This window comes from Nocardia sp. NPDC051833 (genome assembly GCF_040681225.1).
Taxonomy (GTDB): domain Bacteria; phylum Actinomycetota; class Actinomycetes; order Mycobacteriales; family Mycobacteriaceae; genus Nocardia.
This window is the reverse complement of record NZ_JBFAYK010000002.1, coordinates 269,925-282,203: the sequence shown is the minus strand read 5'-3', so window position 1 is coordinate 282,203 and position 12,279 is coordinate 269,925. Positions and strand designations below refer to the sequence as shown.

The window sequence follows — 12,279 nt, the reverse complement described above, 5'->3', positions numbered from 1 at the left end:
GTGCTGATGGGGTGGTAGGCACCGGCCTACTACCCACCGCGCCGAACGGGCACCAGGATCGTAGGTGTCCCGTGTCGCGGGTCAGGATCGGAGGAGACCACTGTGACGTTCGTGATCGGCGCCGACTGTGTCGACGTCCTGGATCGGGCCTGTGTCGAGGAGTGCCCGATCGACTGCATCTTCGTCGGTGACCGGATGGCCTACATCCAGCCCGTCGAGTGCATCGACTGCGGGGCGTGCGAACCGGTCTGTCCGGTCGAGGCGATCCACTACGAGGACGACCTCCCGGCCGGGCAGGAACAGTTCCGCGCCGAGAACGCCCGCTTCTTCGCCGAGCCGCTGCCAGGGCGGGACGCGCCACTCGGGGAACCCGGTGGCGCGACCGCGCTCGGCCCGCTGGGCGTCGACACGCCGTTCGTGCGGGACTACCAACGGTGACGGATCACCGGACCAGGCGCCGGGCGGGCAGCGGGACCCGGTCGAGATCGTGCGCGAGCACGGCCCCGGGAAAGTCTGCCTGTTCCAGGAACAGTGGATCGTCGGATTCGCCGTAGCGTTCCGAGAAATGGGTCAGGACCAGGGTCCGGACCCCACACGACCGGGCCACCTCACCCGCCTGCCGGGCGGTGAGGTGGCCCCGCTCGTTGGCCTGGTCGGTCTCGGAGTCCAGGAACGTGGATTCGATGATGAGCATGTCCACCCCGTCGGCGAGGGCGTAGACGTTGTCGCACAGGCGGGTGTCCATCACGAACGCGACCTTCTGCCCCGGCCGGGGCACCGTGCATTCCTCGAGCAGCGCGCCGGACAGTTCCCGGACCGCCGCACCGGAGATCCCGTGGGCGCGTAGGCGTTCGGGCAGGAAGGTCCGGCCGTCGGGTTCGGCGAGGCGGTAACCGTAGGTGGTGATGCTGTGGTCCAGCGGCAGAGCGGTCAGGCTGAAACCGTCGGCCTGGAGTGTCTCGCCGGGCCCGCTGAGCGGATGTTCCACCAGACGCGGTTCGTCGTAGTAGCTGGTCGCGTACCTCAACCGCTCCCAGTAGGCGGCGCCGTCCGCGGGAAACACCGCGTGCACATCATGCGGGACACCATCACGGCCCAGCCGCTGCACGATGCCGGGAACCCCGAGGGAATGGTCGCCGTGGAAATGGGTGACACACAGCCAGTGCAGCTCGGTCGCCGACGCACCCGCCTGCGACATCTGCCGCTGCGTCCCCTCCCCGGGATCGAACAGCACACCCCGCCCGTCCCAGCGCAGGAGATACCCGTTGTGGTTCCGCCGCCGCGTCGGCACAGCACCCGCTGTCCCGAGCACGACCAGTTCACGTGTCGACATCGGCCCATCCTCGCCGCAACAGCCCACCGTGTCGAGAATCGCCGGACTACCCGTCACCCACCACCAACGAAGGAAAATCTCCACCCGTAGATGGATCTGTGGGCACTGGGGCCGGGTTAGCGTGGATCGAGCGGTTCGGCGAAAGGTGGGGAAGCTGTGGACGGCAAGACGATCGCGCGGCAGTGCACACTGTGTGAGGCACACTGCGGAATTCTGGTGACGGTCGAGGGCGAGCAGGTCACGCGGATCGAGGGTAATCCCGATGACGTGCTGTCGAAGGGCTACATCTGTCCCAAGGCGACGGCGATGGGCGGGCTGCACCACGATCCCGACCGTTTGCGCACTCCCGTCCGCCGCGTGGGGGACGGTTTCGAACCGATCGGCTGGGACGAGGCGTTCCGCGAGATCGGGCAGCGGCTGCGGGCGGTGCGCGCGGCACACGGTCCCAGCGCGATCGGGATGTACATGGGCAACCCGGCCGCCCACAGTTCCTCGGTCATCTACGGCGTCGCGTTGCGGACCGCGCTGCTGACCCGCAATTTCTTCTCCGCGTCCTCGATCGACCAGTTCCCGCAGGAATTCGTCGCCTGGCGGATGTTCGGCGCCAATGTGCTGATGCCGGTCACCGACATCGACCGCACCGACCGGCTGGTGATCCTCGGCGCGAACCCGGCGGTGTCCAACGGGTCGATCACGACCATGCCCGGCGCGAAACTGCGCATCCGGGACGTCCGCAAGCGCGGCGGCACTGTCGTCGTGATCGACCCGCGCCGCACCGAGACCGCCCGGCTGGCCGACGAGCACGTCGCGGTGCGTCCCGGCGGCGACGTCTACCTGCTGCTGGGCATGCTGCATGTGCTCGTCACCGAGGGGCTGTGCGACGAGCGCGCCGTTCGCGCGCAGTGCGCGGGGTGGGATGAGCTGACCGAGCTGGTCGCGACGACGACACCGGACCGGATGGCAGTGCACGCGGGCGTCGACGCCGACACCATCCGCCGCCTGGCCCGCGATCACGCCGCGGCCCCCTCGGCGGTGCTGTACGCGCGGATCGGGGTCTGCCTGCAGACCACCGGCGCGCTGACCCACTGGCTGGTGAACACGATCAACGCCGTCACCGGCAATCTCGATCGCGTAGGCGGGCAGATGTTCGCGACACCGCCGGTCGACGTCGCCCGCTACGGCAAATACCTGCCGATGGGCTACGGCGCCTGGACCGATCGCTCCGGCACCCAGAAATCCTTCCGCGGCGAACTACCGGTCTCGGTGCTGGCCCAGGACATCCTCGCCGAAGGCCCGGACCGGATCCGGGCGATGATCACCTACGCGGGCAATCCGGTGCTGTCCACGCCCCAGGGCGGACGCCTCGACGAGGCCCTGGAGTCCCTGGACTTCTACGTCGCGGTCGACATGTACGTCACCGAGACCACGCGCCACGCCGACATCATCCTGCCGCCGGTCTCGCCGCTGGAACGCGAGGACCTCAATCTGGTGTTCCCGGTGTTCAGCGTCCGCAACAACGTGCGCTTCGACGCGCCCGTGTTCGAACCGCCTGCCGACGGGCTCGAGGACTGGCAGATCCTGGCCCGGCTGCTCACCGAGGTGGTGCCGCTGCCCGCACGGCGCGTCACCGGCCGCGTGCTCACCGGCGTGCTCGAACAGCTCAGCCCGCTGCGATTGACCGCAGCGGCCATCGCCACCGGACCGTACGGCATCCTGCGCAAGGGGCGGAAGGGGTTGACGGTCAACAGGATTCGGTCCACAGCCGGCGGTGTCGACCTGGGACCGCTGGTGCCCCGATTGCGCGAGCTGATCGGAACCAAGGATCGCAAGGTCCAGCTGACGCCGCCGGACCTGCTGGCCGCGCTCCACGCGGTCCTCGACGAGGCCGACACCGCGACGAGCGCGGGCTACGACCTGCAACTCATCGGCCGACGCCACCTGCGCAGCAACAACTCCTGGCTGCACAACATCCCGTCCATGATGAAGGGCCGCGATCGCTGCACCGTCCTGGTGCATCCCGACGACGCCGCCACCCGCGGCCTCGCCGACGGCGATCCGGCCCGCGTCGAGTCCTCGGTCGGGACGATCGTCGTGCCGGTGGAGGTCAGCGACGACATCCGTCCCGGCGTGGTGGCCATCCCGCACGGCTGGGGGCATCGGGAGCCCGGCGTCGGCTGGCAGGTGGCCGCGGCCCAGCCGGGCGTCAATGTCAACCTGCTGCACGATCCGACCCGCACCGATCCGCTCACCGGGACCGCGGCGGTCAACAACACCTGGGTGCGCGTGAGCCCGGTCGTGACCGAGCGGGGCGCGGCCGACAGCGACCGGATCGGCGTGCCCGCGGCCGGCTGAACCGGCGATGGTGGTGAACCCGGGCGGCCGGGTCCACCACCATCGGATCAGCGGAAGCGCAGCGTGGTGGTGGCGAGACCGAAGATCTTGCGGCCGCCGGACTTGGCGACGATGGCGATCACCGCGGACTTGGTGTCGGCGTCGAGCGACTTCACCCGGCCGGTGAACTCCACCTCGCCGCCGCTCTGGAAGTCGACAATGGTGTAGTTCGACAGCCGCACGCCGTAGCGGGTCACCGCGCCCGGGTCGCCGGACCACGCCGAGACGAAACCGGCACCCAGGCCCATGGTGAGCATGCCGTGCGCGATCACGTTGGGCAGGCCCGCGAGGCGGGCGATGCTCTCGTCCCAGTGGATCGGGTTGCCGTCGCCGGAGACACCCGCGTAGTTGACCAGGTCACCGCGGGACAAGTGCGCGTCGCGCAGCGGGAGCTCGGCACCGACGGTCAGCTCCTCGAACGACAGCGTCGTGCTGGGGACGCGGGCCGCGCCGGCCACGGAGAGCCGGAGCTCGCCTTCCGGGCGCAGCGGCGTCTCGCCCGCGTCTTCGGCGGTGGCGTCACTGTTGCCGAACACCTTGACGCCGTGCACCATGACGTTCTCCACCGCGCTGGTGATCTCGGGATCGACGCCCTCGCCGGTGATACCGACGACCGTGGTGTGCATGATGTGCACCGTCTCGCCGGATTCGTCGGCGAAGGTGTTGGTGACGGTGATCAGGTCCTTGCCCGCGATGCGGCGCACCGAGGACAGCTCGACGTCGACGACCAGCCGGTCACCGGCGACGATCGGCTTGTGCTGTTCGAAGACCTGCTCGGTCTGCACGAACATGTCGTAGCCGACGACGACCGACTCGAACAGCGGCCGGTTGGCGGCCATGGCCGGGATGGAAACGAAGGTCAGCGGCGCGACCAGGCCCGGGTAGCCGAGCGCGGTCGCCGCGTCCTCGTCCCAGTGCGCGGGGTGGAAATCCTGTACCGCGCGGGCATATTCGCGGATCTTCTCGCGGCCGACCTCGTAGACGTCGCCGACCCGGTAGTAATGCCCAACCTTCGACGCGATATCAGGGGCATCGACCACGGAAGTCACTTTTCGATCACCTTCGTTCGGGGAACGGACACCCGGCAGGCTAGCTGACTCGTCGCACGACCGCGCACACCTTGGCACACTTCACAGTGGCGTCGCCCGGTGTGCACGCTCTACGCGGGACCGAGCCGAACCGGCGCTGGCGTGGTCAGCGCGTCGGCAGCATCGACACCGGACCGGCCCCCGGGCCGTCGATCGGCGTCAGGTCCCGGCCGAGCACCCGCTCGCCGCAGTGCGAACACACCGGTTCGACGGTGGCGACGTGACCGCAGCCGCGATGCACGGCCACGACCGGCGCGCCGTTGGGCGCCGCCCACTCGTCGCCCCACTGCCGCATCGCGGTGACGACCTGCCACAGCGAGCGCCCCTTGGGGGTGAGCAGGTAGTCGTGGCGGACCGGGTTGTCCTGGTAGGGCTCCTTGGTCATGATCCCGTGCTCGACCAGGCCGTCGAGGCGTTGGGTGAGCACATTGCGCGCGATGCCGAGCCGCTCGCGGAACTCGTCGAAGCGGGTCACGCCGAACAGGGCGTCGCGCACGATCAGCAGCGTCCACCACTCCCCGACCACCTCCAGGCATTGGGCCAGGGAGCAGTTCATGTCCTCGAAGCTGGTGCGGCGCATGCCCCGAGTCTAGTCGGTTGCATGAACGAACTCACCCATCTACCGTAAGTTGCATGATGAAACTCACTGGGCGGCTGGGTGCGGAATTCGCCCTCACCGCCATCGCGCCCGGGCACTGGCACGCTGTCGTCGACGATTCCTGGCGAGGCTGGACCGGCCCGCACGGTGGCGCGCTCGCCGGACTCCTGATCGACACCGCCCAGCGCGCGAGCACCCGCGACCAGCCCGTGCGCGCCGCCGACATCCGCTTCCTTGGCCGCCCGGCGACCGGGGCGTTCACGCTGCGCACCGCCGAACACGTCGTCGGACGCAGCACGACGATCCTCGACGTGATCGCCGAGCAGGACGGCGCGCCCGTCGCCGCCGCCTCGGTCACCCTCGGCGCGGCGGGGGTCACCGCGATCGCCGCCCACTCGGCCCGGCCCGCGCCCGCTGTGCCCGCGCCGCAGGAGTGCGCGCTGTTCCAGTTGCCGCCGGAGATCGTTCCGGTGGGAGCGCATTTCGTCATCCGGCCCGCCGCCGGCCCGCTGCCGCTCAGTGGCGCGGACGAGGCGATGATGTGCGCCTGGATCGCGCTCGATCCCGCGCTGCCGCTGGACGCGCCCAGCCTGGCCGTCCTCGCCGACGCGCTGCCGCCCGGGCTGTTCCCGCTGCTCACCGCGCCGGTCGCGGTGCCCACCGTCACGCTGTCGCTGCAACTGCACGCCGATCCCGCCCGCCTCGCCGAGGCCCCCGTCCTCGTGCGCGCCGCCGCGATCAGTGCCGGGGACGGCTGGTCCGTCGACGACACCGATATCTGGGATCGCGACGGGGTCCTGCTCGCCACCGCCCGCCAAACCCGCCGCGTGCTCGGCTGATCGGGAGCTTTCGTATGAATTCCGTCGTCACCGCGCGCACCACCGATCCCCGGGTGGTACTCGCCGTCGTCTCCACCGGCGTCCTGCTGTCGAGCCTGGACCTGTTCATCGTCAATGTCGCCATGCCCGCCATGGCCACCGATTTCGGCGCCGGGCTCACCGGGCTGTCGTGGGTGCTCAATCTCTACGCGATCGTCTTCGCCGCGCTGCTCGTCCCCGCGGGGCGACTCGGCGACCGCAACGGCAATCGCGCGACCTTCCTGCTCGGCCTCGCCGTTTTCGTGCTGGGTTCGGCGCTGTGCGCGGTGGCCTGGGATGTGGCCTCGCTCGTGGGATTCCGCGTCGTGCAGGCCGTCGGGTGCGCGCTGCTGACACCGTCGTCGCTGGCGTTGGTGCTGGCCGCGACACCGCCGGAGCGGCGGGCGGGCGCGGTGCGGCTGTGGGTCGCCTTCGGCGGTCTCGGCGCGGCGCTGGGACCGGTGATCGGCGGGCTGCTGGTCGAACTCGATTGGCGCTGGGTGTTTCTGGTGAACGTGCCGATCGGTTTGGTCGCCTTGGCTGTCGGTGCGCGCACGCTGCCACGCCCGCCTGCCGATTGCGGTCCGCTGCCGGACCTGGTGGGTGCGGTGGCACTGATCGGTGCGGTCGGGTCGTTCATCCTGGCCGTGGTGCAGGGGCCGGACTGGGGCTGGACGTCGACCGGGGTGCTGGCCGCGTTCGCGGTCGCGCTCGTCCTGGGAGTGGTCTTCGTCGTGTCGTCGGCGCGGCATCCCAGTCCGGTGGTGGATCCGGCCTTGCTGCGGGCCCCGAATTTCACCCTGGCGAGCGCCAATTCGCTCGTGTTCCAGATCGCGTTCGCGGGCATGTTGCTGTCGGTCACCCTGTGGGCGCAGAACGTGTGGGGATGGTCCGCCCTGCGGACCGGGCTGGCGATCGCGCCGGGACCGCTGGTCGTCCCGTTCGTCGCGATCGCTGCGGGCCGCCTCATCGCCCGCGTCGGTGCCGGTCCGGTGATCGCCGCGGGCGGGCTGGCCTTCGGCGGCGGGTTGCTGTGGTGGGCCCGGGCCGCCGAACTGACCCCGGACTACCCGTCCGGCCTGCTCGGCGGCATGCTGCTGACCGGCCTCGGCGTCGGCCTCACCCTACCCACCGCCTTCGCCGCCGGCGCGGGAACCCTACCCCCGCACCGCTTCGCGACCGGCTCGGCCGTCCTGAGCATGTCCCGCCAACTCGGCCTCGCCGTCGGCGTCGCCCTCCTGGTCGCCCTCCTCGGCAACCCCGCCACCCCCACCGCCACCCTCGACGCCTTCCACCGCGCGTGGTACGTCACCGCCGCCGTCGCCGTCCTCGCCGGCCTACTCGGCCTCGGCATCCGCTCGACACCGCCGGCGTCCGAGCAACTGGACGCCGAGCCGGTACCGGCATCCCACGGGTAGAACTTCGCACATCCGAGATCACGTGCCCTCGGCCTCCGCTCGCCGTAGCGTGGCTCGGGTGAGCACACCAGCAGACGACTGGAACGAGGTCCGGTCGATCGTCGCGCGAGCACGGCGGTCGACCGGACACTTCGCGATCGCGTCCGTCGACGCGACGGGCGCACCGAACGTCACCCCGGTCGGAACCCTGTTCCTTCGTGCGGACCGCACCGGCTACTTCTTCGACCAGTACACGAAGGCACTGGGACGCAATGCCGATGCCGAGGCGCGGGTCTGCCTGATGGCCGTCGATTCCGGCGGGTCGTTCTGGTTCCGCTCGCTGCTGGCAGGTCGATTCCCGGCGGCACCGGGGGTGCGCCTCGACGGCACGCTCGGCGCCCGACGACCGGCCATAGCCGAGGAACTCGACGAAGTGCGTCGCCGGGTGCGGCCGATGCGGCTCCTGCGGGGCGGCAAGCTGCTCTGGTCGGATTTCACCCACGTCAGGGACATCACGGTCACCGGGTTCCGGCTGGTGCGGTATCCGGTGATGATGCCGGTGGGCGCGCCGAGGGATCGCGAATTCGGCTGAGCCCGTTCAGATCTGGTGGGTCCAGGCGATGAAGAACAGGGTGCCCGCCGTGGTGAGGGCGATGCTGATCGGGATGGTCCACCAGGTTGCGTCGCGGCCGAGGACGGTGCGGGCCAGGCGCAGCTGGAGGCGGCCGAGGAGGGCGACGATGCCGAGGAAGGCCGGGGCCAGGAGGAGGCCGAGCGCGGCGTGGACCAGCCAGGCGCCGACGAGAGTGGGGCCGCCCCAGGCGGTTTCGTAGGCATTCGCGGCGACCAGGGGGTAGGCGAGGCCGCGGATCAGGACCAGGCCGGCGAGCAGGGTGAGGAACCAGGCGACCAGACCGGTACCCGCGGACAGGACGGAGTGGACCAGGCAGCGCAGCGCCGGGACGCGGCGGGCGGAGACGGGTTCGTGCAGGAGCAGGCGCGGCACCCGCAGCCGGGTGCGGACCGGGGACAGGGCCAGGGGCAGCGCGAGCAGGGCATAGCCGATCGTCCGCCCGACCCCGCTCACCGTAGGGAACCCGCCGCCGCCAGATCGTCGAAGAGCAACTGATCGACCGGCGGCACGAGATCGCGATCGCGGTAGCCGAACCAGGCCAGGGCCTCGATCTCGCTGCTGGCGGTCAGGACGCCGCGGTACTCGGCGGTGTAGCAGGCCATCCGCACGACGGTGGGGTGACCGTCGGCGATCGCGGCCTCGTAGGTGCCGACATGGGCCGCGCTCTCCGGTGCGAGGTCGACGCTCAGTTCCTCGGCGACCTCGCGCACCAGCGTCTGCACATCGGTCTCGGCGCCTTCCCGCTTCCCGCCGGGGATGAAGAAGACGTCCTTGCCCCGGGGGCGGGCGCACAGGATGCGCCCGTCCTCGATCAGTACCCAGGCCACCGTGTCGATCAGCTGCTGTACCGGAGAGTCCACCACGGCCCGCAGCCTACTGCGCCCGCGTCAGTGGCCGGGCAGGACGCAGACGGTGTCCAGGCCGAGCACCCGGTTGAGCCGGCCGAACGCGAGCCACGATCCGATGCTCATGCTCAGCTCGACCACCTCGGTCTGGGTGTAGTGCTCGAACATCCTGGCCCAGAACTCGTCGTCGAGGCTGTGATGGTCGGTGGCGTAGCGCTCGGCGTATTCGGCGGCCAGGCGAGCCCGGTCGTCGAAGAGTTCGGTGGTGCGCCAGTTCGTGACGGCGTCGGCGAACTCGGCCTCGACCTTCTGCCCGTCGCGTTCGGTGCGCCAGTCCTGACAGAACAGGCACCCGTTGATCTGCGCGATCCGCAGCCGGGCCGCCTCGAACTCGCGCAGCCCCAGCGTCGAGTGCTCGTAGACCGACAGCGAGAACGCGGCGGCGGCGACCCCGATACCGGGCACCATCTCGCCCCAGACGTAGCCGATCGGGTCCTTGCCCTCGGGAATGTCGATGATCATGGTGTCTTCCTTCCGAGTTTGCCGACCGCGGCCCGCAGCGGCACATCGAGTGCGTCGTAGAGGCCGGGTTCGGCCTCGACCAGCCAGTCGACGGCGTTCACCAACCGGCCCACCGCCGTGGCGTTTCCGCCCGCCGACCGGTTGCCGCCCTCGTCCGCGGCTTCCACGCTGACCTCGATCCGGGGCGTGCCCTCGATGATCACGCGGTGCGCGCCGACACCGTCGGGCGGTGTCGGCCAGTCCGGCGCGCAGCTGGGATGGATCCGGGTGACGTGCTCGATGACGATGCGCGGCTCACCCTCCACGATGCCCTGCACCTCGAACCGCACCGCACCCTGGGTGCCCGCCTCGAATTCGCCCATCTGCGTGGTCTGCACCGTCGCATCGAGTGCACGCCGGTCCAGGGTCTCGCGGATCTCGTCTAGTTCCACGCCCAGCGCCCTGGCCATGAGCCGGACCTGCCCGCCCCACACCATGGTCGGCACCGAGGGCAGCAGCATCGGCGGCTGGTAGTCCATCGGTTGTCCCATGCCGACCAGATAGCGCACCGAGTCGGGCTGGTCGTAGGTGGAGTAGTCGAAGATCTCCTGGCAACGCACCACCTCGAGGGTGCTCGAGAGCCCGCTGATCAACAGCGGCAGCACATCGTTGCCCCAGCCGGGATCGACACCGGAGACGAACAGCGAACCGCCGCCCTCGGCGATCGCGGCCAGCACCGGGTCGCGCATCTCGGCGGGTGCGTTGCTGGGGTCGTAGAGCGCGTAGAGGGCGGGCGTGACGACGACGGCACCGACACGGATCGCGCGCACGATGTCGGCGAGGGCGTCATCGGGGCGGATCTCACCGGAGGCCGCGTAGACGACCGCGCGTGGCCCGGTGGCGAGCAGCGCGTCGATGTCGTCGGTGGCCGCCACCCCCAGCCCGTAGTCGAGTCCGGCCAGGTCACCGGCGTCGCGGCCGACCTTGTCGGGGTTGTGCACCAGCACCCCGGTGAGTTCCAGGGCCGGGTGGGCAGCCACGGCACGAATGGCCGCTCGGCCTACGTTGCCGGTGCCCCAAACGATCGTGGGGATCATCGCGCGAGCGTAGCAAGCGCTTGGTTCGGTGTCCGGAATATCCGGAATACGGTCTCCGATCAGCCTTCTCGCACCGCGGCCACCGCCGTCGACAGCGCCCGGGACGGCAGTTGTCCACCGTCGAACATCGTCACCGTGACCTCGCCGTCGACCCGGTCCCAGGTCCCCGCGATCCGCCCGTCGACCACGACCAGCGGCGAGATCCAGCCCGCCGTGCGGCTGACCTTCGCGCGATGCTCGGCGGGCAGCAGCGCGGTGTCGGCGGTGCCGGGTCCGAGCACGTACTGATCGAACGGGCCGAGCAGGTGCACGGCGCCGTCGAGTCGCGCGGCGGCGAGTTCGTCGGCGAATTCGGTCGGGATCCAGCCGCGCCGGCCCTCGACGTCGACCTCGGTCAGCGCGTCGCCCAGCGCGGCGAACCAGCCGCGCACCAGGGTCTTGCGCAGGCTGTTGCGGCTGAGCCAGGCATCGAAGACCTCCGGCGTCGCCGGACCGTACGCGCCGAGGTAGGCGTTGATCAGTGTCGGGGCGGCGAGCTCGGGGTCGGGCACACCCGTCCAGCCGGGAACCAGGCGTCCGGGACTGGTGAAGGTGATCTTGGTGCCGCGCGCGGGACCGTGACACAGCGCGCCCTGCCAGGCCAGCGGCTTGAGCACCGCGCCCCAGCCGGAGCGCAACTGCTCACCCAGGTGCGCGAAGCCGGGCTCGGCCAGCACGGCATCGACGAGTTCGTCGCGCGTGAGCACCTGCTCGGCGAGTACCGCCGAGACCACCTCCACCAGCGCCGCCACCTGATCGGGGGTCGCGCCGAAGGTCTTCTGCCACGACGGCTTCTCCCACGTCCGGGCCGCGCCGATCAGCGCCAGGGCCGCGGCGGCCTGATCGGGCACCATCGCGTGCAGCGTGCCGCGCATCGCCCAGGTCTTGACGAGGGTGCCCGCCGCCAGCGCGTCGGCCAGCGCGTTCGGCGCCGCGTCCCGGCTCCGGATCGCGACGGCGGTCTCCGCCGCCGACGCGACCTGCGCCTGCACCCCGGCCAGCCTGCCCGCGATCGCCGCGACGCCGCCCGCGGCGGGCTCGGAGACGAACTGCCTGCGCAACCGCCAGGCGAAAACCTGGTCCCACCCGACTTCGAGCACTAGTTCTCCTCGGCGCGCTTGGACACCACCCGCCGGAGCGCGGCCCGTAATCCGGCGAACTCGTCGTCACTGATCCGGTCGACGAAATGACTCAGCACGAGATCGGACCGACCGCCGAGCCCAAGCGCCTCGTGCATGAGCTGGGCGCTGTGTTCCTCGCGGGTCATCGTCGGCCAGTACCGGTAGGCGCGACCGTCGCGTTCCCTGGCCAGCCAGCCCTTGCGGTGCAGGTTGTCCATGGTCGACATGACCGTTGTGTAGGCGATGTCACGTTCGGCGGCGAGCTCGTCGAACAGTTCGCGCACGGTGGTCGAGTCCACGTCGCGATCCCACAGGCGGTCCATCAGCACCGCTTCGAGATCGCCGAAACCACGCACCGCCTACCGTCTCCCTCATCAT

14 protein-coding genes are annotated in these 12,279 nt (G+C 70.5%); 5 read left to right on the top strand and 9 right to left on the bottom strand.

Translation table 11 applies throughout. The features are described from left to right. Positions 1-102: 102 nt before the first annotated feature. Positions 103-438, top strand: a complete 336-nt coding sequence (fdxA, locus tag AB0L91_RS19345; RefSeq protein WP_357347059.1) for a ferredoxin — start codon at positions 103-105, stop codon at positions 436-438. Between the two features lie 4 nt (positions 439-442). Here the strand turns inward: fdxA and AB0L91_RS19340 are convergent, their stop codons facing one another. Continuing rightward, on the bottom strand, positions 443-1,333 hold the full coding sequence (locus AB0L91_RS19340; RefSeq protein WP_365011746.1) for a ribonuclease Z: 891 nt from the start codon (positions 1,331-1,333) through the stop codon (positions 443-445). A 156-nt stretch (positions 1,334-1,489) separates the two neighbouring features. Between AB0L91_RS19340 and AB0L91_RS19335 the strand changes: the two genes are divergently transcribed. Further along, complete coding sequence (locus AB0L91_RS19335) at positions 1,490-3,685, top strand: molybdopterin oxidoreductase family protein (RefSeq protein ID WP_365011745.1); 2,196 nt, start codon at positions 1,490-1,492, stop codon at positions 3,683-3,685. A 47-nt stretch (positions 3,686-3,732) separates the two neighbouring features. Here AB0L91_RS19335 and AB0L91_RS19330 read toward each other — a convergent pair whose 3' ends face one another. Together AB0L91_RS19330 and AB0L91_RS19325 are read right to left on the bottom strand one after the other, a co-directional pair. Continuing rightward, positions 3,733-4,773: a fused (3R)-hydroxyacyl-ACP dehydratase subunits HadA/HadB gene (locus tag AB0L91_RS19330; protein ID WP_365011743.1), complete on the bottom strand. Its 1,041-nt coding sequence runs from the start codon at positions 4,771-4,773 to the stop codon at positions 3,733-3,735. Positions 4,774-4,918: 145 nt separating this feature from the next. Next, positions 4,919-5,392: a helix-turn-helix domain-containing protein gene (locus AB0L91_RS19325; protein WP_357347066.1), complete on the bottom strand. Its 474-nt coding sequence runs from the start codon at positions 5,390-5,392 to the stop codon at positions 4,919-4,921. Positions 5,393-5,445: 53 nt separating this feature from the next. Between AB0L91_RS19325 and AB0L91_RS19320 the strand changes: the two genes are divergently transcribed. From AB0L91_RS19320 to AB0L91_RS19310, 3 genes are read left to right on the top strand one after another with little or no spacing between them, the layout of a single operon-like run. Continuing rightward, on the top strand, positions 5,446-6,249 hold the full coding sequence (locus AB0L91_RS19320; protein WP_365011741.1) for a thioesterase family protein: 804 nt from the start codon (positions 5,446-5,448) through the stop codon (positions 6,247-6,249). A 14-nt stretch (positions 6,250-6,263) separates the two neighbouring features. Further along, entirely contained in the window at positions 6,264-7,685 is a 1,422-nt protein-coding gene (locus tag AB0L91_RS19315; protein ID WP_365011739.1) for an MFS transporter, read from the top strand. 58 nt (positions 7,686-7,743) lie between these two features. Next, on the top strand, positions 7,744-8,256 hold the full coding sequence (locus AB0L91_RS19310; RefSeq protein ID WP_365011737.1) for a pyridoxamine 5'-phosphate oxidase family protein: 513 nt from the start codon (positions 7,744-7,746) through the stop codon (positions 8,254-8,256). A gap of 6 nt (positions 8,257-8,262) precedes the next feature. On the opposite strand, the gene AB0L91_RS19305 is transcribed toward AB0L91_RS19310, so the two are convergent. From AB0L91_RS19305 to AB0L91_RS19280, 6 genes are read right to left on the bottom strand one after another with little or no spacing between them, the layout of a single operon-like run. Continuing rightward, positions 8,263-8,751, bottom strand: coding sequence for a hypothetical protein (locus AB0L91_RS19305; protein ID WP_365011735.1), 489 nt, complete (start codon positions 8,749-8,751; stop codon positions 8,263-8,265). Continuing rightward, a complete protein-coding gene (locus AB0L91_RS19300) occupies positions 8,748-9,161 on the bottom strand; it encodes an NUDIX domain-containing protein (protein WP_355272082.1) in 414 nt (137 codons plus the stop codon). The genes AB0L91_RS19305 and AB0L91_RS19300 overlap by 4 nt, the downstream gene beginning before the upstream one ends. A gap of 24 nt (positions 9,162-9,185) precedes the next feature. Continuing rightward, on the bottom strand, positions 9,186-9,665 hold the full coding sequence (locus tag AB0L91_RS19295; protein ID WP_355272080.1) for a carboxymuconolactone decarboxylase family protein: 480 nt from the start codon (positions 9,663-9,665) through the stop codon (positions 9,186-9,188). Then, the gene (locus AB0L91_RS19290; protein WP_365011732.1) at positions 9,662-10,741 is read right to left on the bottom strand and encodes a dihydrodipicolinate reductase; all 1,080 of its coding nucleotides are present in this window, start codon (positions 10,739-10,741) and stop codon (positions 9,662-9,664) included. The genes AB0L91_RS19295 and AB0L91_RS19290 overlap by 4 nt, the downstream gene beginning before the upstream one ends. Before the next feature lie 59 nt (positions 10,742-10,800). Beyond that, positions 10,801-11,880, bottom strand: a complete 1,080-nt coding sequence (locus AB0L91_RS19285) for a winged helix DNA-binding domain-containing protein (protein ID WP_365011731.1) — start codon at positions 11,878-11,880, stop codon at positions 10,801-10,803. After that, positions 11,880-12,257 (bottom strand): BlaI/MecI/CopY family transcriptional regulator, encoded by a 378-nt coding sequence (locus AB0L91_RS19280; RefSeq protein WP_355272075.1) that lies wholly within the window; start codon positions 12,255-12,257, stop codon positions 11,880-11,882. The genes AB0L91_RS19285 and AB0L91_RS19280 overlap by 1 nt, the downstream gene beginning before the upstream one ends. Positions 12,258-12,279: the final 22 nt, after the last annotated feature.

Excerpts from the sequence above, each read along its gene's own strand:
- AB0L91_RS19290 (WP_365011732.1), bottom strand. The coding sequence starts at position 10,741 with ATGATCCCCACGATCGTTTGGGGCACCGGCAACGTAGGCCGAGCGGCC.
- AB0L91_RS19295 (WP_355272080.1), bottom strand. The coding sequence starts at position 9,665 with ATGATCATCGACATTCCCGAGGGCAAGGACCCGATCGGCTACGTCTGG.
- AB0L91_RS19320 (WP_365011741.1), top strand. The coding sequence starts at position 5,446 with ATGATGAAACTCACTGGGCGGCTGGGTGCGGAATTCGCCCTCACCGCC.
- AB0L91_RS19325 (WP_357347066.1), bottom strand. The coding sequence starts at position 5,392 with ATGCGCCGCACCAGCTTCGAGGACATGAACTGCTCCCTGGCCCAATGC.
- AB0L91_RS19315 (WP_365011739.1), top strand. The coding sequence starts at position 6,264 with ATGAATTCCGTCGTCACCGCGCGCACCACCGATCCCCGGGTGGTACTC.
- AB0L91_RS19340 (WP_365011746.1), bottom strand. The coding sequence starts at position 1,333 with ATGTCGACACGTGAACTGGTCGTGCTCGGGACAGCGGGTGCTGTGCCG.